The sequence below is a fragment of the Mesorhizobium sp. P2_D6 genome, assembly GCF_056404315.1.
Genome location: NZ_JBFUEG010000002.1, coordinates 297120 through 316465 on the forward strand (window position 1 = coordinate 297120; position 19346 = coordinate 316465).

Annotated in this window: 20 protein-coding genes and 1 tRNA gene; 12 read left to right on the plus strand and 9 right to left on the minus strand. The window is 62.9% G+C overall.

All coding sequences use genetic code 11. From position 1 onward, the window contains the following. Window positions 1–57: 57 nt before the first annotated feature. Window positions 58–606 (plus strand): methyltransferase family protein, encoded by a 549-nt coding sequence (locus AC1D1L_RS04610; protein ID WP_477339171.1) that lies wholly within the window; start codon window positions 58–60, stop codon window positions 604–606. A 42-nt stretch (window positions 607–648) separates the two neighbouring features. Beyond that, the gene (locus tag AC1D1L_RS04615) at window positions 649–1044 is read left to right on the plus strand and encodes a (R)-mandelonitrile lyase (RefSeq protein WP_192257884.1); all 396 of its coding nucleotides are present in this window, start codon (window positions 649–651) and stop codon (window positions 1042–1044) included. A 122-nt stretch (window positions 1045–1166) separates the two neighbouring features. Here the strand turns inward: AC1D1L_RS04615 and AC1D1L_RS04620 are convergent, their stop codons facing one another. After that, window positions 1167–2369 carry a pyridoxal phosphate-dependent aminotransferase gene (locus AC1D1L_RS04620; protein WP_477339174.1) on the minus strand — a complete coding sequence of 401 codons (1203 nt, stop codon included), beginning with the start codon at window positions 2367–2369 and terminating at the stop codon, window positions 1167–1169. A 275-nt stretch (window positions 2370–2644) separates the two neighbouring features. Between AC1D1L_RS04620 and AC1D1L_RS04625 the strand changes: the two genes are divergently transcribed. Both AC1D1L_RS04625 and AC1D1L_RS04630 read left to right on the plus strand, forming a co-directional pair. Continuing rightward, window positions 2645–3538: an EAL domain-containing protein gene (locus AC1D1L_RS04625; RefSeq protein WP_477339175.1), complete on the plus strand. Its 894-nt coding sequence runs from the start codon at window positions 2645–2647 to the stop codon at window positions 3536–3538. After that, window positions 3535–4392, plus strand: a complete 858-nt coding sequence (locus tag AC1D1L_RS04630; RefSeq protein WP_477339177.1) for an EAL domain-containing protein — start codon at window positions 3535–3537, stop codon at window positions 4390–4392. The genes AC1D1L_RS04625 and AC1D1L_RS04630 overlap by 4 nt, the downstream gene beginning before the upstream one ends. Before the next feature lie 380 nt (window positions 4393–4772). Here the strand turns inward: AC1D1L_RS04630 and AC1D1L_RS04635 are convergent, their stop codons facing one another. After that, window positions 4773–4985, minus strand: coding sequence for a cold-shock protein (locus tag AC1D1L_RS04635; protein ID WP_015316174.1), 213 nt, complete (start codon window positions 4983–4985; stop codon window positions 4773–4775). Between the two features lie 298 nt (window positions 4986–5283). Between AC1D1L_RS04635 and AC1D1L_RS04640 the strand changes: the two genes are divergently transcribed. Continuing rightward, on the plus strand, window positions 5284–5610 hold the full coding sequence (locus AC1D1L_RS04640) for a hypothetical protein (RefSeq protein ID WP_477262471.1): 327 nt from the start codon (window positions 5284–5286) through the stop codon (window positions 5608–5610). A gap of 20 nt (window positions 5611–5630) precedes the next feature. On the opposite strand, the gene AC1D1L_RS04645 is transcribed toward AC1D1L_RS04640, so the two are convergent. Further along, complete coding sequence (locus AC1D1L_RS04645) at window positions 5631–6200, minus strand: methylated-DNA--[protein]-cysteine S-methyltransferase (RefSeq protein ID WP_477339179.1); 570 nt, start codon at window positions 6198–6200, stop codon at window positions 5631–5633. A 178-nt stretch (window positions 6201–6378) separates the two neighbouring features. Between AC1D1L_RS04645 and AC1D1L_RS04650 the strand changes: the two genes are divergently transcribed. Together AC1D1L_RS04650 and AC1D1L_RS04655 are read left to right on the plus strand one after the other, a co-directional pair. Continuing rightward, entirely contained in the window at window positions 6379–7314 is a 936-nt protein-coding gene (locus AC1D1L_RS04650) for a transglycosylase SLT domain-containing protein (protein ID WP_477339181.1), read from the plus strand. Between the two features lie 5 nt (window positions 7315–7319). Continuing rightward, window positions 7320–7808: a GNAT family N-acetyltransferase gene (locus AC1D1L_RS04655; RefSeq protein WP_477339183.1), complete on the plus strand. Its 489-nt coding sequence runs from the start codon at window positions 7320–7322 to the stop codon at window positions 7806–7808. A gap of 201 nt (window positions 7809–8009) precedes the next feature. Here the strand turns inward: AC1D1L_RS04655 and AC1D1L_RS04660 are convergent, their stop codons facing one another. Next, a complete protein-coding gene (locus tag AC1D1L_RS04660) occupies window positions 8010–8354 on the minus strand; it encodes a hypothetical protein (protein ID WP_477339185.1) in 345 nt (114 codons plus the stop codon). A 159-nt stretch (window positions 8355–8513) separates the two neighbouring features. Between AC1D1L_RS04660 and AC1D1L_RS04665 the strand changes: the two genes are divergently transcribed. From AC1D1L_RS04665 to AC1D1L_RS04680, 4 genes are all read left to right on the plus strand, one after another. Continuing rightward, the gene (locus tag AC1D1L_RS04665) at window positions 8514–9257 is read left to right on the plus strand and encodes a DUF899 family protein (protein ID WP_477339756.1); all 744 of its coding nucleotides are present in this window, start codon (window positions 8514–8516) and stop codon (window positions 9255–9257) included. 308 nt (window positions 9258–9565) lie between these two features. Next, window positions 9566–10030, plus strand: coding sequence for a cupin domain-containing protein (locus AC1D1L_RS04670; RefSeq protein WP_477339187.1), 465 nt, complete (start codon window positions 9566–9568; stop codon window positions 10028–10030). Between the two features lie 259 nt (window positions 10031–10289). Next, on the plus strand, window positions 10290–10685 hold the full coding sequence (locus AC1D1L_RS04675; RefSeq protein WP_477339189.1) for a RidA family protein: 396 nt from the start codon (window positions 10290–10292) through the stop codon (window positions 10683–10685). A 208-nt stretch (window positions 10686–10893) separates the two neighbouring features. Continuing rightward, window positions 10894–12423: an ATP-binding protein gene (locus tag AC1D1L_RS04680; RefSeq protein WP_477339191.1), complete on the plus strand. Its 1530-nt coding sequence runs from the start codon at window positions 10894–10896 to the stop codon at window positions 12421–12423. A gap of 2 nt (window positions 12424–12425) precedes the next feature. On the opposite strand, the gene AC1D1L_RS04685 is transcribed toward AC1D1L_RS04680, so the two are convergent. The 4 genes from AC1D1L_RS04685 to AC1D1L_RS04700 form a co-directional block, all read right to left on the minus strand. Beyond that, window positions 12426–12498 (minus strand) — tRNA-Ala (locus AC1D1L_RS04685). A 128-nt stretch (window positions 12499–12626) separates the two neighbouring features. Beyond that, window positions 12627–16130 carry a carbamoyl-phosphate synthase large subunit gene (gene carB, locus AC1D1L_RS04690; protein WP_477339193.1) on the minus strand — a complete coding sequence of 1168 codons (3504 nt, stop codon included), beginning with the start codon at window positions 16128–16130 and terminating at the stop codon, window positions 12627–12629. A gap of 259 nt (window positions 16131–16389) precedes the next feature. Further along, window positions 16390–17226 carry an SH3 domain-containing protein gene (locus AC1D1L_RS04695; RefSeq protein ID WP_477339195.1) on the minus strand — a complete coding sequence of 279 codons (837 nt, stop codon included), beginning with the start codon at window positions 17224–17226 and terminating at the stop codon, window positions 16390–16392. A gap of 149 nt (window positions 17227–17375) precedes the next feature. After that, the gene (locus AC1D1L_RS04700) at window positions 17376–18146 is read right to left on the minus strand and encodes a metallophosphoesterase family protein (RefSeq protein ID WP_352589735.1); all 771 of its coding nucleotides are present in this window, start codon (window positions 18144–18146) and stop codon (window positions 17376–17378) included. Between the two features lie 214 nt (window positions 18147–18360). On the opposite strand from AC1D1L_RS04700, the gene AC1D1L_RS04705 reads away from it, so the two are divergent. Next, window positions 18361–18831 (plus strand): nucleoside deaminase, encoded by a 471-nt coding sequence (locus AC1D1L_RS04705; RefSeq protein WP_477339197.1) that lies wholly within the window; start codon window positions 18361–18363, stop codon window positions 18829–18831. Between the two features lie 34 nt (window positions 18832–18865). Here the strand turns inward: AC1D1L_RS04705 and AC1D1L_RS04710 are convergent, their stop codons facing one another. Beyond that, complete coding sequence (locus AC1D1L_RS04710; RefSeq protein ID WP_352589730.1) at window positions 18866–19222, minus strand: ArsR/SmtB family transcription factor; 357 nt, start codon at window positions 19220–19222, stop codon at window positions 18866–18868. Between the last annotated feature and the right edge of the window lie 124 nt (window positions 19223–19346).

The window sequence follows — 19346 nt, forward strand, 5'->3', positions numbered from 1 at the left end:
GAAATCAACCATCGGCGTGCCCACCGGCTCCATGGCAACCACTGCGGAATCCCGAAAATGGAACCAGTTCTCGATCTCCTTGTCTCGATCTGCAGCATCGCGACGCTTGGCCAGTATGTTTGGTCGATGCGGGCGCATTTCCAATTGCAGGCGATGTCACCAGGCGCCATGGTGATATCGGCGGCGGTCATCGCCACTGCGCTGTTCTTTCTCGCCATGCTGTGGATCCAATCGCAGCCGGTTTCGGCAAAGCTCATCGGACTTGCCGTCGAACTGGCAAGCTCCGCCCTGTTCTGGTGGGCGATTGCCACGTCGCGCAAGGCGCGGCTACGCTTCATCTTCGCAGCTGACAATCCACACAGCCTGCTGACCGACGGCCCCTACGGCTATGTCCGCCATCCTTTCTATACGTCCTACATCATCTTCTGGATCGGATGGGGGATCGCGACGTGGTCGATCTGGGCGGTGGTGCCGGTCGCCGGGATCGCCATCCTTTATGTGTTTGCCGCGCTCGACGAAGAGAAGAAATTTTCGCGTACACCGCTTGCCGGCGACTATCAGGCCTATCGCGGCCGAGCCGGCCTGTTCTGGCCGCGGCTGGGGTGATAGGCAAGGGGGGGTAGGGTTTGCCGGATTGAGGATCGCCAGATGAAGATCATTGCCTGTGGCAGCGTGCCGACCATCATCGCGCCGGAGAAGTATTTCACCGGCCGCGTGCTGCAGACACCGATCATCGAGAGGCAAGCGCCGGCGCGGCTGCGCGCCACGCTGGTCAGCTTCGAGCCCGGCGCGCGCACCCACTGGCACACGCATCCGCTGGGACAGACGCTCTATGTCACCGCGGGCGCCGGCCTTGCGCAGACATGGGGCGGGCCGATCCAGGAGATCAGGGCCGGCGACGTCATCTCGTTCGAGCCCGGTGAGAAGCACTGGCACGGTGCAGGTCCGAAGACGACGATGACCCATGTCGCCATGCAGGAGGCGCTGGACGGCGTCCATGCCGATTGGATGGAAGCGGTAACCCCTGAACAATATGGCGGCTGAGCGCATGGTGGGCGAAACGGCATGCACGAACGCTTCGCCACCGCCTATGCCGGAGCAAGAGGCATGAGGCGCCAACAAAAAGCCCGGCGTGACGCCGGGTTTTCTGTTTCAGGCTGGCCTGATCAGGTCAGCGATGCCGTAAAGCGCTGGATGCGCGTGCAGGCTTCCTCCAGCAGCGTCTCCGACGTGGCGTAGGAGATGCGGAAGTTGGGGCCGAGACCGAAGGCCGAGCCGAACACCACCGCGACACCCTCGGCTTCGAGCAGTTCGGAGCAGAAGGCCTCGTCGGTGTCGATCACCTTGCCGGCCTTGGTCTTCTTGCCGATCAGCTGGGCGCAGGACGGATAGACGTAGAAGGCGCCTTCGGGCGAGGGGCAGCTTATGCCGCGCGCCTGGTTGAGCATCGACACGACGAGATCGCGCCTCCCTTGAAAAATCGCCTTGTTCTTGGCGACGAAATCCTGCGGACCGTTGAGTGCCTCGACCGAGGCCCACTGTGCGATGGTGCAGGCGCCGGAGGTCTGCTGGCCCTGGATCATGTCCATTGCCTTGATCAGCTGCACCGGACCCGCGGCATAGCCGATGCGCCAGCCCGTCATGGCATAGGCTTTCGAGACGCCGTTCATGGTCAGCGTGCGCTCATAGAGCTTCGGCTCGACCTCGGCGATGGTCTTGAAGACGAAATCGCCATAGGTCAGGTGCTCGTACATGTCGTCGGTCAGCGTCCAAACATGCGGATGCTTCAGCAGGACATCGGCCAGCGCGCGCAGCTCGGCCTCCGTATAGGCGGCGCCGGACGGGTTCGACGGTGAGTTCATCAAGAGCCATTTGGTCTTCGGCGTGATCGCCTCTTCCAGCACGGCCGGCGTCAGCTTGAAACCATTGTCGATCGAGGTGTCGGCAAACACCGAGGTGCCGCCGCAGATCGCCACCATTTCGGGATAGCTGACCCAGTAGGGGCGGGGGATGATGACCTCGTCGCCCGGGTTCAGCGTCGCCATGAAAGCGTTGAACAGGATCTGCTTGCCGCCGGTGCCGACAATGGTCTGCTCGGGCTTGTAGTCGAGATTGTTCTCGCGCTTGAACTTTTTGGCGATCGCTTCGCGCAGCGGCACGATGCCCGATACCGGCGGGTACTTGGTCTCGCCACGGCGTATCGCCTCGATCGCCGCATTCTTGATGTTGTCGGGCGTATCGAAATCCGGTTCGCCGGCGCCGAGGCCGATAATGTCACGGCCGGCATTTTTCAGCTCGCGGGCTTTCTGCGTCACCGCGATGGTGGCGGAAGGCTTCACGCGGGAAAGGGCGTCGGCAAGAAAGGCCATGACCAGATATCTCCAGAGGGGTCGGCGCAGCGGGAACAGCTGCGGCGCTTCTCATGTCGCATCAACCCGCCAAGTGCAAGCATTGTCGGATGAGCCAGGGGTCAAGGAGGTGTGAAGATCGGCTTTGGGACAGCGCCTGCGCCGGGATTTCTCCTCGTTCGTGTGAAGCAATCCACAGAGCGCATCCGCGGCAAGAATAAATTCATCAACGGCCGCTAAAACCTTTGACGGCAGGATCGCCAGCCATTTCGCCTGTCTCGCGGAGCGAGGGACCCTTGTCGCGCAGCATCGGGCTTGCCCACACCATCCGTAACGATGACGGCACCTCGTCAGGTGTCTGGGGCCTCTACACCCTGCAGAGTGCCTTCCAGCCGATCTTCGCCTTCAAAGAGGGCAAATTGTCGGTGGTGGCGTTCGAAGGGTTGATCCGGCCGTTCCGCGACGGCGAGCCGCAATCGCCGATGAATTTCTTCTCGACCTGTCCGGCCGGCGACCGCCTGCATATCGAGGCGCTGACGCGCACGCTGCATTTGCTCAACGCCGGCGCCTGCCTGCCACAAGAGGCCTCGATCTTCGTCAATTTCGACCCGTCGGTGTTCACCGAACGCTCCGTCGTCGACAACGCGCTGCGCGACATGCGCCTGGTGCTGCACGAGGCCGGGATCGATCCGCGCCGCATCGTGTGCGAGGTGACCGAGCAGAGGTCGGCGTCGCAGGAAACGCTTTACAGCTTCGTCGAGGCGCTGCGGGCCAATGGCTTCCGCATCGCTGTCGACGACTACGGCGCCGATGAATCCGACATCAACCGCATCAAGGAACTCAAGCCGGACATCGTCAAATTCGATGCGCACTGGATCACGCAGCTGATGGAGTCAGGCGCCGGCTTCGCCCTGTTGACCACCATGGTGACGAACTTCGAACAGCAAGGCATCCGCACCGTGTTCGAGGGCATCGAGGAGGGCTGGCAACTTGAACTCGCCGAGAAATCGGGCGCCTCGATGGTGCAGGGTTTCGTGCTGGCGAAGCCGGAACTGGCGCCGACCAGCTTTCGCGTTTTCGGCAAGGATGCACAGGCACCTGCCGCGGCGGCCGTGCCAGTCAAGGCGCCTGCCGGCCGAACCGCTTCAGCACGGCCGGGCAGGGTGTTCGGGCGCAGGACCGGGCCATGACCGGGCGCGAGCGGCGGCGCGATGTCGGCGAAGCGATCTTCGCCGATGAGATCGGCATCGAATACGGCATCTATCGCGAATTCCGGCTGAAAAGCGCCTACCAGCCGATCTTCGCGCCACGCGGCGGCGCGCTGGCCGCGGTCGCCGTCGAGGCGCTGATCGAACCGCAGCGCGCCGCCAGGCCGGTTGCGCCCGCCGTGTTCTTCGACAGCATCGCGGCAGGCGACCGGCTGTTTGTCGAGACGATGTGCCGGATGCTGCATCTGAGAAACTTCCGCAACATCGGCGTCGATGGGCTCGACCTGTTCTTCAACTATAACCCGATGATCAACGATCATCTCGGACGTGCGCTGGCCGAGATCCGGCTGATGACCCGGCATCTCGGCGATCTCGACCTGCACACCGGCATGCTTGTCTGCGAAATCACCGAGCAGGCCGCCGACGATCATGTGCTCGCCTCGCTGGTGCGCGAGATGCGACGCCACGGCGTTCGCATCGCCATCGACGATTTCGGCACCGGCCATTCGACGGCGGAGCGGATGAACCTGCTTCAACCGGATATCGTCAAGATCGACGGCGGCTGGTTCGCCGAATTCTGCCGCCACACTGCTGCCGAGCGCTTCTTCCGGCCGCTTGTCTCGTCGCTGCACGATCGCGGCGCCAAGGTGCTGGTCGAAGGCATCGAGCAATCCGTGCATCTGCGCGTCGCACTGGATGGCGGTGTCGACCTGCTGCAGGGGTATCACCTTGGCCGCCCGGCGCTGGCCGGCACGATCTTCAACCAGCAGCCGCTGTCGATCGAAGCGCTGCTGGGCACGGACAACAAAGTGGTGCCGTTGCATCTGCGGCGTTAATGAGGAGCGTCCTTCTCCCCGTTCACGGGGAGAAGATGGCGGCAGCCAGATGAGGGGCGGCGCCGGCTTTCATAATTGGTCTGGTGACGGGGCAGTCCTTCGCGTCGGCGCTGCCCCTCATCGCCCTGCCGGGCACTTCTCCCCGTGAACGGGGAGAAGGACGCTGTATTGTCTGAACCCCAGACAAACAAAAAGGCGGGATAAATCCCGCCTTCCCATTTTCGCTAGCCTGATCGGGAGCTTTAAGTCCGGGCTGGCAGCTATCTGCTGATCCAGCTGGTCGGGTCTTTCCACTCCAGCGCGCTTCTCGCGCGACTGTCAGTACATCCGTGACTTGCCGCGCGCCCCGAACTCTCGTCCGGCGCGCGCTGTTTGCAAAATCAGGCTGCCTTGCTCAGAGAACCAGCGGACGACTTGCCAGTGCGGCGGTCCTGCTCGATCTCGAAGTTGATTTTCTGGCCTTCGACCAGGGTCGACAGTCCAGCGCGCTCGACAGCGGAGATGTGGACGAAAACGTCCGCGCCGCCCGAATCAGGCTGAATGAAGCCGAAGCCCTTGGTGGCATTGAACCACTTGACCGTACCAGTTGCCATATGAATAGTCCTCGCATTTGCTTTGGTTTGACCGAACCGAGGTTCAGCCGGTGTGTATCGAGATTTTGGAGATAGACGTCAGCAAACGCGAAGATCGCGAGGCCCGGATCGATCGGCCGAAATATCAATGGACCTGATATAGGCAGGTTTTGCACCAAAAACAAGACGGCTCGAGAAAAGGCACCACCGTGGCGTCGCCCAAAGGCCGCCCCAATCGCATGAAAGCGTTGAGCAATCGGGAAGATCGGGGCGCCCCACGGCGTTAGTCCGGTTTTGGGAGACAACCATGAAAACCGTCGTGAAAACCATTCTGCTGGCTGTCTGCCTGACGCTGGCGGCCGCCGAAGCGCAGGCGATTTCGCGCTACGACCCCACTCGTATGAGCTGCGACAGGGTGCAGGGCACGATCGCCCGCCAGGGCGCGGTGATCCTGCGCTATCAGTCCAGGCGCGTGCCGGGGCTGCCGCTCTTCGACCGCTATGTGCAGAGCCAGCAATTCTGCAACATCGGCGAGGTCAGGAAACGCGCCTATGTGCCGAGCGCCGATACCGAATCGTGCCCGGTCTATCTCTGCAAGCGGATCGAGAACGACCATTTCCATCGGCGGTTCCTGCGCCGGCGTTAGTCCGTTCGGGATCTGAATTCTCAGAACCCGAACGAGACCTGCGCCGGAGGTGGCGGGCCGACGCGCACGCCTTCCATGGCCAGCATCTTTTCCTTGGTGGCCGAGCCGCCGGGCGCGGAGAAGCCGCCGATCTTGCCGCCCGCGGCCAGGATGCGGTGACAGGGAATGACGAGCGGCACCGGGTTGGCGCCGAGCGCGGCGCCGGTTTCGCGCGGCAGGCCGGCCTGGCCGGCGCGCTTGGCCAGTTCGCCATAGGTGGTGGTTTCGCCATAACTAAGCTTTCGCGCCGCGTCGTAGATGGCGAGGCGGAAGTCGTCGACGCCGTCCAAATCGACCGGTACGCCGGAGAAATCGACGTCCTCGCCTGAGGCATAAGCCTTGATCGAGGCGATGAGCTCGACGACCCATTGCGGCTGCTCGGTATTGGCGGCAACACCGGCATGGCGCATCAGCCGGCGCTCCACCGCTTCGCGGCTCTTTTCGGGCAGGCAGAGCCGGATCAGGCCCTTTTCGCTCCAGGCGATGCCCATGAAGCCGATCACTGTTTCTAACACTGCGTGGCCGGCTGTGATCGAAGATGTCGTTTCCATGATGCACTCCTTTCCGCAAAGTGGCGAAAACCGGCATAACGACCGGTACATATGCAGAACAATATGGCATCTGGGCCCAGCTCTTGCCACCCGAAAACCACCGGATAGCCCCGATTGCTCACCAGGAATCGCTGGTGTAAGGACTTCTTAACAACCCGACAAACCGGACCCGCGCGGCTTGCCAGCAAAATTCAACCTTATTGCGATCTGCGTGATCGTCGGTGCGGCTGCACTCAGCGGCTGCCAATCGACTTCGCAGATGAAGGCTACGCCTGCGCTGACTGAAACCGCGACTGCCGCCGGCAGCGATGCCGGCTTCACCGTGCCGCTGCCCGACACGGTTTCGGTGCTGCCGCAATCCTCAGGGGTTACACCCGTCCAGGCGGCCGAAGTGACACCTGCCACACCAGCACTCGATGCCGCTGCGCAGCCGGTTGTTGCAACCGCGGCCTTCGCCGGCGCGACGCCGACAGTGGCAGCCATGCCCGCCGTCATGACCGCCAATGCCTGGCAGGCGCCGGCGCCTGCCAAAGCCGGGCAGCCAGTCACGGCTGAGACATACACGACCGCCGGGCTGGTCATGCCGGCCACCGCCAAGGGCGGCCAGAAAACCTTGCCCGGTGTGCAGCAGGTGGCCTATGTCGGGCCGCAGAATCCGGCTGCCCTGGTGCAGTTCCCCGCCGCGCCGCTCAACCCCGCGCCGGCAGAAGAGCACGCCACCGGCATGCGCGGCGACATCGACCAGCTGATCCAGAAATACGCCGCACTCTACGAGGTGCCGGTCGATCTGGTGCGCCATGTCGTCAACCGCGAAAGCACCTACAATCCCAAGGCCTACAATAACGGCCATTGGGGCCTGATGCAGATCAAGCACGCGACGGCGCGCGGCATGGGCTATGACGGGCCGGCCAAGGGCCTGTTCGACGCCGAGACCAATCTGAAATACGCGGTCAAATATCTGCGCGGCGCCTGGCTGTGTGCCGACGGCAACGCCAAGAAGGCCGACTGGCTCTACCAGACCGGCTATTATTTCGACGCCAAGCGCAAAGGCCTGCTCGAGGCGACCGGCCTCGGTGTTGACCGCAGGCGCCGCCGGCTGCAGCCCGACGCCTGAGCGCCATGCCTGAACCGCGGCCGCCGGCTCCAAACGACATCCGGCTGCGCAAGATCCTCGACGAGACACTCGTTGCACCGCACTGGCCGGACAGCTTTGCCATGCGCTGCTTCGAACATGGCGACGCGCAACCCCTGCATGCTCTGCTGAGCGAGGTGTTCGACGACGGCACCGATGGCCCATTCGACGAATGGTGGCCGCGTATCTCAGGCGATGCCGAATTCGACCCGTCCCTGTGCTTCCTGGTCATCGACGGCAAGGGACGGCTGGCGGCGGCAGCTTTGTGCTGGACAAGGGCCTTCGTCAAGGACCTCGCCGTTCACCCCGAAGCGCGCGGCAAAGGCATTGGCGAAGCGCTGATGTGGCAGGCTTTCAACGCGTTCCGCGATCGAGGTGCTGCCCATGTCGACCTGAAGACCAACACCGTCGAGAACGCCGCCGCGCTCAGGCTTTACGAGCGGCTGGGCATGATTCAAGTCCCTTGGGAAGGCTAAAGCGGCTGTTGAAAACCTCCGGATTGTGAACTGCTTCACATAGGCCGCTGCAACCGGATGCTACCTAACCATCCATGCCTTTCGGCCGATGGCGGATCGACGACTGGCTGATGTGGAGGGGCTGCACCGGCATGTGTTCAGCCACTCCTTGGCGGGTCCCAGGCGGGGGTTTGGGGCCCGCCAGTCGTTTACAGCCAGCCTTCAAATATCAGGAGCGTTGCCGATCTTCTTTTTGAGATCGAGCGCCCAGGCGCGGCCCTCATCGCCGCCCCACAACAGCCAGGCGATATGGCCGGCGGACGGATTGTCTTCATTGCCATAGTTCTCGCCGCGCTTGTCGACCTCGTGGCGGGCGAAATAGCTGACCATGCGGCGGATGGTGGATGGCGCCAGCTTTTCGCGGTTCTTCAGTTCGGTGGCGCGCGCGACGCCGATCTCGGTGCCGCCGCGCCCGAATTCTCTACGCAGGCGCAGGCCCTTGGCTGCGTTGTCGGCAACGATCTGCGGACAACGCAGGTCGATCTCTTCGGTGTTTTGCTCGCGCATGTGTGCTCCCTGACCCCCAGAGATCTAGCTGACGGGAAGAATACGGCAAGGTGGGCTCGTTTCCCGGATCAAGAATGTCGGAACCAGTCGAGTTGGCTCGTCCTTGGGTCGTAGAGCAATCCGCACCGGGACGCCGGCGCAATGGCCAAGGAGACGATCATGATCACCTTCCCCAACGAATCCGCGAAATACCGCACCGCCCGCGAAAAACTGCTGCGCAAGGAAATCGAGCTACGCCGTGTGATGGAGGAGGTCGCCGAGGCACGGCGCGCGCTGCCGCCGGGCGGGCTGATCCGCCAGGACTATGAGTTCGACGGGCTGGATGCCGAAGGAAGGCCCGCGAAGATAAAACTGTCCGAGCTGTTCGCGCCCGGCAAGGGCTCGCTCATCCTTTACAACATGATGTTTCCGCGCCATCCGCAGGAGAAGCGCGAGGTGGCCACCAGCGGCGGCACGGCCAAGCTTGCGCGGCAGGATCAGCCATGCCCGTCCTGCACGGCGCTGCTCGACCAGTTCGACGGCGCGGTCGGGCATCTTCAGGCGGCCGGCTTCAATTTCGCGGTGGTGGGCAAGACCGCGCTCGAAAACCTGCTCACGCTTGGCCGCGACAGGGGCTGGCGCAACATGCGATTGGTGTCTTCCGCCGGCAATAGCTTCAAGCGCGACTACAATGCCGAGGGTGCCGACGGCGCGCAGATCCCGCTGCTGTCGGTGTTTCATCGTGACGCGGACGGCATCCGCCATTTCTGGAGTTCGGAACTGGATTTCGCGCCGACGGAGCCCGGCCAGGATCCGCGCGGCCTCGGCACCTGCGAGACGCTGTGGAATTTGATGGATTTTACGCCGGAGGGGCGGCCGGATTGGCATGAACAGCTGCAGTATGGCGAGGCGTGCTGCCATTGAGGACAGGGTGAGGCGCTCCTGCCCCGGCATCGTTTCAGCTCACCAGGCGCCGGCGCCGCCCCTCATCTGCCTGCCGGCATCTTCTCCCCGTATAGTGACGGGGAGAAGGGGGCTGGCCGCAACGCCGGCACCCTTCCTGCAACGCTGGCAGTTGGCGAAACTATGGGCGCAAGCCTCTTTCTCCCCGTCACTATACGGGGAGAAATGTCCGGCAGGGCAATGAGGGGCAGCGCTGACATCTGTGGTTAGCCGCCCTGTCCTCTGGGCGCGATTGACGTAAATTTCGACGTGGAATTGAGGAACATCCCATGCCCAGGATCGACCTGTCCACCGTGCCTGTCCGCAAGGGCTCCGGCTACCCCGCGCCCTTCGACGCCCCTTGCGCCGACCGCACGCGCAAGCGCCTCGGCGATGCCGGCGACCTGACAGATTTCGGCGTCAACCTGATGACCCTCCCGCCCGGTGGCTGGTCGAGCCAGCGCCACTGGCACAGCCATGAGGACGAGCTCGTCTATGTGCTGGAAGGCGAGCTGGTGCTGGTCGAGGATGGCGGCGAGACGCTGCTCAGGGCAGGCGACTGCGCGACCTTTGCCAAGAACAGCGGCAACGGCCATCACATGATCAACCGCTCGTCGGCCAGCGCGCGCTACCTCGAAGTCGGTTCGCGCTCTCTAGACGATGTCATCACCTGCTCCGACATCGACATGATGAGCCCGAGTTCGGACGGCAGGTTCCTGCACAAGGATGGGACTCCGTATCCGGGGCAGGGGTGAGCTAGGTTCCTCCTTCTCCCCCTGTGGGAGAAGGTGTCGCCGAAGGCGACGGATGAGGGGTGTTCCAGCGGAGTGAGGCGTCGGTGTTTCCTGGAACACCCCTCATCCGTCTCGGCGCTATCGCGCCGACCCACCGCCCTGGGGCGAGCCGCGGGTCTCGCCCCGTCCTTCGGACCCCACAAGGGGAGAAGGAAGAACCGCGCTGACGTTCCGCCGGCGCCGCGATAAGCTCGCCGCAAACCCACGAAGGAGGATCCTCATGACCAGGGAAATCATCGAAGTGCCGGTGCTGTCGGCGGCGGTGCGGGCGCTGGGCGTGCCGCTGTCGCTGGTGACCAAGGGGGCCGGGCTGGTCTTCGTCTCCGGTACGCCGCCGCTCGATCTCACGACTGGCAAACTCGTCAAGGGCGACATTGAGGTGCAGACCGAGGCGTCGCTGAAAGCGCTGAAGCATTGCCTGGAAGCAGCCGGCAGCTCGCTCGACAATGTGCTGATGGTGCGCATCTATGCCGCCAATGCCGGCTTCTACAACGCCATCAACCGCGTCTACGCCAGGCATTTCCCTGAAAACCCGCCATCGCGCACCTTCGTGCCGGTGGCGTCATGGCCGATGGAGTTCGATATCGAGATTGAGTGCGTGGCGCTGGCAGATTGAAAGGGCTGACGCCGGCCTCGATGGCGGATGAAATCCTCCAATTGGCCTTCCTTAACCGCTTGACTCAGCGTTAGCAAAAGATGCTCCTAGATTCACGGCGTGGTTGCGATTTGATCTTACCACGACGCGCGGGGCGAAGCCGGAAAGGCCATGTCGCGCAACTTTATTATCACTCGAGGGTACTCGAGCTTTACGAAAATTGCGCAAAATGAAGCAACTGAGCTTTCTCGAAATTCTCGAGCGCCCGACTGTCGAAGCGCTCATAAAGCCAGATCAGATATTCGAGAGCGAGGATTGGCGGTTTGTCGTCTCCCAGCCTGAGAACACTCGTTTTGAACGGAAATCAGGGAAGATAAGACCAGAAGGTTTAGCCATCTGCCTGTCTGCTTTTGGAAACGGCCCTGCCGTGGAAGGTGGCGTTGTCGCTATTGGAATTGAGAAAGACGGCACTGTAAGCGGGTGTCAGCAGTTTTCAGTCGAGAAGATCCAAGACCTCGAGTTTATGGGGCGTGATCATTGTCACGCGGGTCGTTTCACCACTCGACGGCTTGAGGTGGAGAACCGAAAGGGAGAGCCTGATTTCATCATTCTTGCACGCATCCATTTTGTTGACGACAAGTTGGTAGAACTCACCAACGGCGATGCCTACTGCCGGGAATCGGACAGAAGCCGCAAACTTACAGATGCCGAAAAGCAGGAAATCCGGATCAACAAGGGCGAGCGTGCTTTCGAGTTAGAGCCATGTCCGCTGGTGTGGCCGGATGACTTTCGCGTCAATCTTCTTGAGAAGTTCGCGCAGCAAATCAGGCGAGAGAGAGACGGGTCTATCGAGCTCCCCGATATCGCGGTCTTGGAAGCGATGCGCCTTGGCAAAATTCGGGAAGGAAAGTTCGTTCCCAACAATGTCTGCGCTCTGATTTTTGCGAAAGACCCGCGCGAGGTGTTCCCTGGTTCCTACGTTCACTTCCTCCGCTACGCCGGCATAGAGGAAAAATCTGGCAAGGAATATAACGTCATAAAAGACCGGATGATTGAGGGATCTATCCTCGATATCATCAAAGATGCTGCTGCAACGATTGACGCCAGCCTCAGGGAATTTACCGAGTTTCGAAATGGAAAATTCTTCACAGTCCCGGAATACCCGCACGACGCTTGGTATGAGTTGCTCGTAAACGCTTGTGTCCATCGCTCCTACCACGCCAAAACCCAGCCCATTTTTGTGAAGCTATTCGATGACAGGCTGACGATTGAAAACCCCGGCTCATTCATGCCGTCGATCTCGCCAGACAACTTCATCCATAAGCCTCGCAATCCATTCCTGATGTTCGTTCTGCGCGAGTTCGGCGAAGTGCGCTGCATCAGTGAGGGAACCAAACGCATTCGTAGGGAATTGCAGAATGCCAAGCTGCCTCAAACCCAGTACCTCGAGACGTCACGAAGCATCAGCGCGACCCTGCAAAACGACGTTGCGAACCGAACCAACACCCTCGACAGCGAGGCTTACAAGATTTTGGGCGAGGTGATTTCCTTCTCCCTCGACGCAGAAGAGCGAAAGATCGTCAACTATCTGGCCGAGAACAAGAGGATCAATGTCAGTCAAGCGCTTCGGATTCTAAGCACTACAGATTGGCACACCGCAAAGGGCCGCCTCGACCGTCTCACCAAACGCAATATCTTGGACTTCGTCACGACCAAAACTCGTGATCCGAATGCGCATTACGTCATAAGGGGCCGGTGAGAAAGGGTGCGGGGGACTCGAACCCCCATCCTCCCCTTTGCGAAAAGGGCGCTCATCCAGTTGAGCTACCACCACACATAGAGCCGGTACGTCCAGAAGGGCTTACCGGCTTTTGGTGTTTAGAAGTGGCGCGGCTTATACGCCCAACTGGCGCAACGTCAAGCCAACTTGTCTCAAGGGATAATTCCCAAAATGTTTTGACCTCACGCAAAATACTCCTGCAGCGGCCTGACCTCCAGGCTCCCTGCCTTGAGCGCCGCAATCGCCTCGGCGACCGCGGCTGCCCCTGACAGCGTCGTGTAATACGGCACCTTCTGCATCAGCGTGGCTCTCCGCAGTGACTTCGAATCCGACACCGCCTTCTGGCCATCCGTCGTGTTGAAGACGATCTGGACCTGGCGGTTGCGGATGGCGTCTTCGATGTGGGGGCGGCCCTCGAGCACCTTGTTGATTTTCTCCGCTACGACACCGTTCTCGGCGAGGAAGCGCTGAGTGCCGGATGTCGCGAGCACCTTGAAACCCTGGCCGGCGAGGCGCTTGACCGCCGGCAATATGCCTTTCTTGTCCTCGTCACGCACCGAGACGAACAGCGTGCCGGAGCGCGGCAGGTCGACGCCGGCGCCCAGCTGGCTCTTGGCGAAGGCCAGCGCAAAGTCGCGGTCGAGGCCCATGACCTCGCCGGTCGAGCGCATTTCCGGGCCGAGCAATATGTCGACGCCGGGGAAGCGGGCAAAGGGGAAGACGGCTTCCTTGACCGCGATGTGGCCGGGGTTCCTCGGATCGGGCATGGCGCCGTAGTGGGCGAAGGCGTCTTCCAGCTTTTCGCCGGCCATGATGCGGGCGGCGATCTTGGCGATGGGCCGGCCGATGGTCTTGGCGACGAAGGGCACGGTGCGCGATGCCCGCGGATTGACCTCCAGCACATAGACCGTGCCGTCCTTGATCGCGTATTGCACGTTCATCAACCCGCCGACATTGAGCGCGCGGGCAAGCGCCGCCGTCTGGCGCTCCAGCTCGTCCACCAGCTCGGAAGGCAGCGAGTGAACCGGCAGCGAGCAGGCCGAGTCGCCCGAATGGATGCCGGCCTCTTCGATGTGTTCCAGGATACCTGACACGAACGTGTCCTTACCGTCGCAGAGGCAGTCGACATCGACCTCGATGGCGCCGGAGAGATAGGTGTCGAACAGCAGCGGGTTCTTGCCCAGCAGCGTGTTGATCTGGCCGGTCTTGTCGTTGGGATATTTCTGCTTGATGTCCTCCGGCACCAGGCCGGGCACGGTGTCGAGCAGATAGGACTGCAGCATGCCTTCGTCATGGATGATCTGCATGGCGCGGCCGCCGAGCACATAGGAGGGGCGCACCACCAGCGGGAAGCCGAGCTCGCCGGCGACGAGGCGGGCCTGCTCGACCGAATAGGCGATGCCGTTCTTCGGCTGGGTCAGGTTGAGCTTGTGCAGCAGCTTCTGGAAGCGGTCGCGGTCTTCGGCGAGATCGATCATGTCGGGCGAAGTGCCAAGGATCGGGATGCCGGCCTTCTCCAGCGCGTCCGCCAGCTTGAGCGGCGTCTGGCCGCCGAACTGGACGATGACGCCGACCAGTTCGCCCGAGGCCTGTTCGGCGCGCAGGATCTCCAGCACGTCTTCCGCCGTCAGCGGCTCGAAATAGAGCCGGTCCGAGGTGTCGTAGTCGGTCGACACGGTCTCGGGGTTGCAGTTGATCATGATCGCCTCATAGCCGGCGTCGCGAAGCGCGAAGGCGGCGTGGCAGCAGCAATAGTCGAACTCGATGCCCTGGCCGATGCGGTTGGGACCGCCGCCGAGGATGACGACCTTCTTGCGCGATGACACCTGCGCCTCGTTGGCGAGCGCGCCGGCGAAGGGCACTTCGTAGGTCGAGTACATGTAGGCGGTGGGCGAGGCGAACTCGGCGGCGCAGGTGTCGATGCGCTTATAAACCGGATGAACGTCGAGCTTTTCGCGAATCTTCGCAATCACTTCGGCGTCGGTCTTCGTCAGCGACGCGAGGCGGGCGTCGGAGAAGCCCATCGCCTTCAGCATGCGCAGATTGACGGCGTCCTGCGGAATGCCGTGCTCGCGGATGCGGTCTTCCATGGCGAGAATGCCGGCGATCTGTTCGAGGAACCACGGGTCGATCTTGCACATGGCGTGCACGTCTTCCAGCGAGGTGCCCATGCGGATCGCCTGCGCTACCATGCGCAGCCGGTCAGGTGTTGGCGTGCCCAAAGCGGCGCGGATGGCGTTGCGGTCGTCGACGTGGCTGGCGGGCGCAGTGCCATGACCGAGGCCGGGGATCTCGATCTCGTCGAGACCCGTCAGGCCGGTCTCCAGTCCACGCAAAGCCTTCTGCAGCGATTCCTGGAAGGTGCGGCCGATGGCCATGACTTCGCCGACCGACTTCATGGCGGTGGTCAGCACCGGCTCGGCGCCGGGGAACTTTTCGAAGGCAAAGCGCGGGATCTTGGTGACGACGTAGTCGATGCTCGGCTCGAACGAAGCGGGCGTGGCGCCGCCCGTGATGTCGTTTTCCAGCTCGTCCAACGTATAGCCGACAGCAAGCTTGGCGGCGATCTTGGCGATGGGGAAACCGGTCGCCTTGGAGGCGAGGGCGGACGAGCGCGAGACGCGCGGGTTCATCTCGATAACCACCAGCCTGCCATCGGCCGGGTTGACGGCGAACTGGACGTTGGAGCCGCCGGTCTCGACGCCGATCTCGCGCAGCACCGCGATCGAGGCGTTGCGCATCATCTGGTATTCTTTGTCCGTGAGGGTCAGCGCCGGGGCGACCGTGATGGAGTCCCCCGTATGCACGCCCATCGGGTCGATGTTCTCGATCGAGCAGACGATGATGCAATTGTCCGCCTTGTCGCGGACGACCTCCATCTCATACTCCTTCCAGCCGAGCACGCTTTCCTCGATGAGCACTTCGGTGGTCGGCGAGGCGTCGAGGCCGGACTGGACGATGTCGTAGAATTCGGCGCGGTTGTAGGCGATGCCGCCGCCGGTGCCGCCCATGGTGAAGGACGGGCGGATGATGGCGGGCAGGCCGACATGGTCGAGCGCCTGGGCGGCGATCGCCATGCCATGGCTGATGTAGCGCTGCTTGCGGTCGCCTTCGCCGAGGTTCCAGCGGGTTTCCAGCGCGTCGAGCGCTGCGTCGAGATCGGCAGGCGCCTCGGCCTTCAGCGCGGCGCGCTCGGCCTCATGCGTCTTGCGGTCGGTGTTCTTGACGTCGGTGGCGTTGGCCAGCATCGACTTCGGCGTTTCGAGCCCGATCTTCTGCATCGCCTCGCGAAACAGCGCGCGGTCCTCTGCCTTGTCGATTGCCGTGGCATCGGCGCCGATCATCTCGACATTGTAGCGGTCGAGCACGCCCATGCGGCGCAGCGACAAAGCGGTGTTGAGCGCGGTCTGGCCGCCCATAGTCGGCAGCAGCGCGTCGGGGCGCTCCTTGGCGATGATCTTGGCGACCACCTCGGGCGTGATCGGCTCGATATAGGTGGCGTCGGCCAGTTCCGGGTCGGTCATGATGGTGGCCGGGTTGGAATTGACCAGGATGACCCGGAAGCCTTCTTCCTTCAGCGCCTTGCAGGCCTGGGTGCCGGAATAGTCGAACTCGCAGGCCTGGCCGATGACGATGGGGCCGGCCCCGATGATCAGGATCGACTTGATGTCGGTGCGTCTTGGCATCGTTATGAGTTCCGTTCGGCGAGCGGCTTGCACGAAAAACCGGGACGGGAAGACCCGGCCGGTTGTGCTTGCGATTCTGGTATCAGGCTAGGAGGGCCTTATAGGGAAGAGTTTTGGCGGATGTAACCCCGAAAATGAGGGATTGCACGCGGCTTCACAACCGCGGCAATCGGTTCAAGTTTGAAATCGCATCTTGCCGGGCGCCGGCGTCGACAAATGGTCAGTCGTGGCAGAATCCAGTTTGCGACGGCGCCGAACCCTAATCCCCGGCCGCCACGGCGTCGGTGATCTCGAAGCGCTCGGAGGTGCCGATGCGGATCATGTTCAAGCTGCCTTCGCGGGTGAAGCGGAATTCGTCGGAAGAGTCGGAGCCGACTGGCAAGCCGCCATGGAAGCTGATGATGCGCGCGCCGCCGTCCGGCCAGGTTACGGTCACGGCGCTGTCGCCGCCGGTATGGGCGACGCTTATTTGGCACTGGGTCATCGGCTCGCCGACATGGCGCGCGCAGGGGATGCCGGGCGCGGGTGGAGCAGGGGAGGGCTCGATCGCCGCGAACGCCATGCCATAGGCATCGTCCATCGCGGTCCTGCCGATCTCGGCGGCGGATTTCGGCGCGCCTGGATCCGTGCCGCCAAGACGCCGCGTCAGGTCAGGCGGCGGCGCAGGTGCGGGCGGTGGGGAAGGCGTCGTGGCGTCCGGGCCGGCATCAGTGGCCGTGGCGACAGTGGACGCATCTGTTGGCTGGTCAGATTCGGGCACGGTCGCCGGATTGACCGGAATGAGATAGCGCGCCGGCGCCCAGCCGGTGACTTTGGGATTGTCTGAAACAATCTTGCACCAGGGATGTCCGTCAATGTCGTTGCAGCCGAGGTTGCGTACGCTCGCGCCGGCAGCCACCCGCGCCTCGGTCTTGCCCATCGGCGATGGCTTGGCGCGGATATTGAGCAGATCGTCGGGGGCAAGCCCGGTGACGATGGAGATGAAGGGCACCTCTTCGGCGTGAGCCGGGACAACAGCCATCCACGCCGCCGTCAGCAGCGGAGCGGCAATCAGCGCATGCAAACTTGTTCGGAGCGTAACGATGCGCCTCATCATTGGCCGTGCACTGATACTCGGTACCTTTGCCGCGGCAGGTCCTGCCGCATGCCGAGGCGGTTTTATAAGGGACGATACGGCGTCATGTAAGTCCGAAAATGCGTCCGATGTTTGGTGCCGGGAGGGCGGCGCAGGGCACGGCTGTGGCGTCAAACGGAGCCTTGCCCAGAGGATTTGGGCATGAAGCCGGTTCTGAGCGCATGCGCCCATTCCGGCCGCCCCGCCTGTTCAGCCTGCCTGGCTGCCGCTTCGTGGTCGTAGTCGACGGCGATGGTCTCGAAACGGTCGGGTCCTTCACCATCCAAGGTGACGATGCCGTAGCGCGCATGCGGGCTGCCTTGCTCCGAAACATGCGCCGGCGGGGTGTCGTCGTCATAGGCGGGGGCGCCGACGCTGCCGGGGTTGAAGATCACGGGGCCGTCGGGGATGCGGATCAGCTCTGGGCGGTGGCTGTGGCCGCACAGCACGATGCGGCAGGCGAGCCCCTTCAGCCGCCGCTGAATAGCGGCAAGCGGTGCGCGCACCAGTTGGCCATCGACGATCGCGTCGAGCAGATATTTCTCGTCATGGTCGGGCCGGGCATGAAAGGCGACCACGCCGGGAATGATCTCCAGCGTGAAGGGCAGGGCGAACAGGGCTTCGCGCTGCGCCTCCGTCAGCCGCTCCTGGGCGTAGCGGTCGGAAGCCCACATCGTGTCGTCGGCGGGATCGACGGCGACGCGGCGGTCATGGTTGCCGCGCACGGTCGGCAGGTCGAGCGCTTCGAGCCGCTCGAACGTCTCGCGCGGCCAGAGCGGACCGGAGACGCAATCGCCGAGATTGATGGTAAGATCGGCGCCACCGCGCCGCTTGAGGTCGTCGAGCACGGCATCCAGCGCCAGGACGTTGCCGTGGATGTCGGCGAGGACGGCGATGCGCATGCGGCGGGCTCCCTGGTGCAGCCGCGTTGGAGGCTTTGCGGCCCGTCTTCGTTATCAAGCTCGTGCCTTGGGTATCAAGCCCTTGAGATCGTTCGGGACAGCCGGTAGCCCCACCCGTGGCTTTTGCGGAAGCACTCCATCTGCTACCGTCCACGCCATTCCAGAGTTCATCTGGGGGGAGATCTGCTCAAGACAGCCTTGGAGGGACCAGGCGATGACCCGCGACCAGATGGTTGCCCACCTCCGCGCCGCCAATGACGTCGCGCGCGAGACTGCCGCGCACGGGCATCATCCTTTCGGCTGTGTGCTCGTCGGCCCCGACGATCGCATCCTGATGCGGCAAGGCAACATCAACACCGTGCGCCACGCCGAAACCGAACTCTCCCGGCGTGCGGCGGACGCCTATCCGCCGGAATTCCTCTGGTCCTGCACGCTGGTCACAACCGGCGAGCCCTGTGCGATGTGCACCGGAACGCTCTACTGGGCCAATATCGGCCGGCTGGTCTCCGGGTACGAGGAGACCAAGCTTCTCGCACTGACTGGCGATCACGCCGAGAATCCGACGATGAACCTCTCGTCGCGCACAGTCCTCGCCTCCGGGCAGAAGCCGGTCGAGGTCCACGGCCCATTCCCCGAGATGGATGAGGAACTTCTCGCCCCGCATATCGGTTTTTGGCAGCGCTAGGAGCGACAGAAACCTTACTTGCGAACCTGCAGCCTCAAACCGGCAGTTCGATGTCGTGGCCTCCGACCGCCGGAAGGGCAGGGTCGTCACCAGCCGCCGCAATGACGCTGTCGAGCAGGCCGGGGAAGCGGGCGTCGAGATCGGCGCGGCGCAGCGTGATCATGCGGTTGGTGCCGACCACTTCGGCGCGGGTGACGCCGGCCTCGCGCAGTTTGGCGAGGTGATAGCTGAGATTGGTCTTGGAGCCGAGGTCGAGGAACTGGCTGCAGTTCAACGCCACGCCCTCCTTGCTGGCGAGATAGCGCACAATGGCTAGCCTGGTCGGGTCGCCAAGCACGCCGAGCACGATCGGCAAGCTGATCTGGTCTGTATTGGGGTGCGGCAAGGTCATGGCCCGAAACTAAGCACAGTCGGTGGCGATTTCAACGCGTCCATCTTGTCCCGCGCATGCACAGTGTTTCTCCGTTTCGCGATCAGGCCCGCCGGCTGTCCTGACACAGGGCTGTCAGCAGGGT

Bases quoted from the DNA above. Each gene is read 5' to 3' on its own strand.
- AC1D1L_RS04660 (WP_477339185.1), bottom strand. From the start codon at position 8,354: ATGCGCGAGCAAAACACCGAAGAGATCGACCTGCGTTGTCCGCAGATC.
- AC1D1L_RS04680 (WP_477339191.1), top strand. From the start codon at position 10,894: ATGAAGCAACTGAGCTTTCTCGAAATTCTCGAGCGCCCGACTGTCGAA.
- AC1D1L_RS04620 (WP_477339174.1), bottom strand. From the start codon at position 2,369: ATGGCCTTTCTTGCCGACGCCCTTTCCCGCGTGAAGCCTTCCGCCACC.
- AC1D1L_RS04615 (WP_192257884.1), top strand. From the start codon at position 649: ATGAAGATCATTGCCTGTGGCAGCGTGCCGACCATCATCGCGCCGGAG.
- AC1D1L_RS04695 (WP_477339195.1), bottom strand. From the start codon at position 17,226: ATGATGAGGCGCATCGTTACGCTCCGAACAAGTTTGCATGCGCTGATT.
- AC1D1L_RS04635 (WP_015316174.1), bottom strand. From the start codon at position 4,985: ATGGCAACTGGTACGGTCAAGTGGTTCAATGCCACCAAGGGCTTCGGC.
- AC1D1L_RS04655 (WP_477339183.1), top strand. From the start codon at position 7,320: ATGCCTGAACCGCGGCCGCCGGCTCCAAACGACATCCGGCTGCGCAAG.
- AC1D1L_RS04705 (WP_477339197.1), top strand. From the start codon at position 18,361: ATGACCCGCGACCAGATGGTTGCCCACCTCCGCGCCGCCAATGACGTC.
- AC1D1L_RS04670 (WP_477339187.1), top strand. From the start codon at position 9,566: ATGCCCAGGATCGACCTGTCCACCGTGCCTGTCCGCAAGGGCTCCGGC.
- AC1D1L_RS04610 (WP_477339171.1), top strand. From the start codon at position 58: ATGGAACCAGTTCTCGATCTCCTTGTCTCGATCTGCAGCATCGCGACG.
- AC1D1L_RS04710 (WP_352589730.1), bottom strand. From the start codon at position 19,222: ATGACCTTGCCGCACCCCAATACAGACCAGATCAGCTTGCCGATCGTG.
- AC1D1L_RS04675 (WP_477339189.1), top strand. From the start codon at position 10,290: ATGACCAGGGAAATCATCGAAGTGCCGGTGCTGTCGGCGGCGGTGCGG.
- AC1D1L_RS04630 (WP_477339177.1), top strand. From the start codon at position 3,535: ATGACCGGGCGCGAGCGGCGGCGCGATGTCGGCGAAGCGATCTTCGCC.
- AC1D1L_RS04700 (WP_352589735.1), bottom strand. From the start codon at position 18,146: ATGCGCATCGCCGTCCTCGCCGACATCCACGGCAACGTCCTGGCGCTG.
- AC1D1L_RS04645 (WP_477339179.1), bottom strand. From the start codon at position 6,200: ATGGAAACGACATCTTCGATCACAGCCGGCCACGCAGTGTTAGAAACA.
- AC1D1L_RS04665 (WP_477339756.1), top strand. From the start codon at position 8,514: ATGATCACCTTCCCCAACGAATCCGCGAAATACCGCACCGCCCGCGAA.
- carB (WP_477339193.1), bottom strand. From the start codon at position 16,130: ATGCCAAGACGCACCGACATCAAGTCGATCCTGATCATCGGGGCCGGC.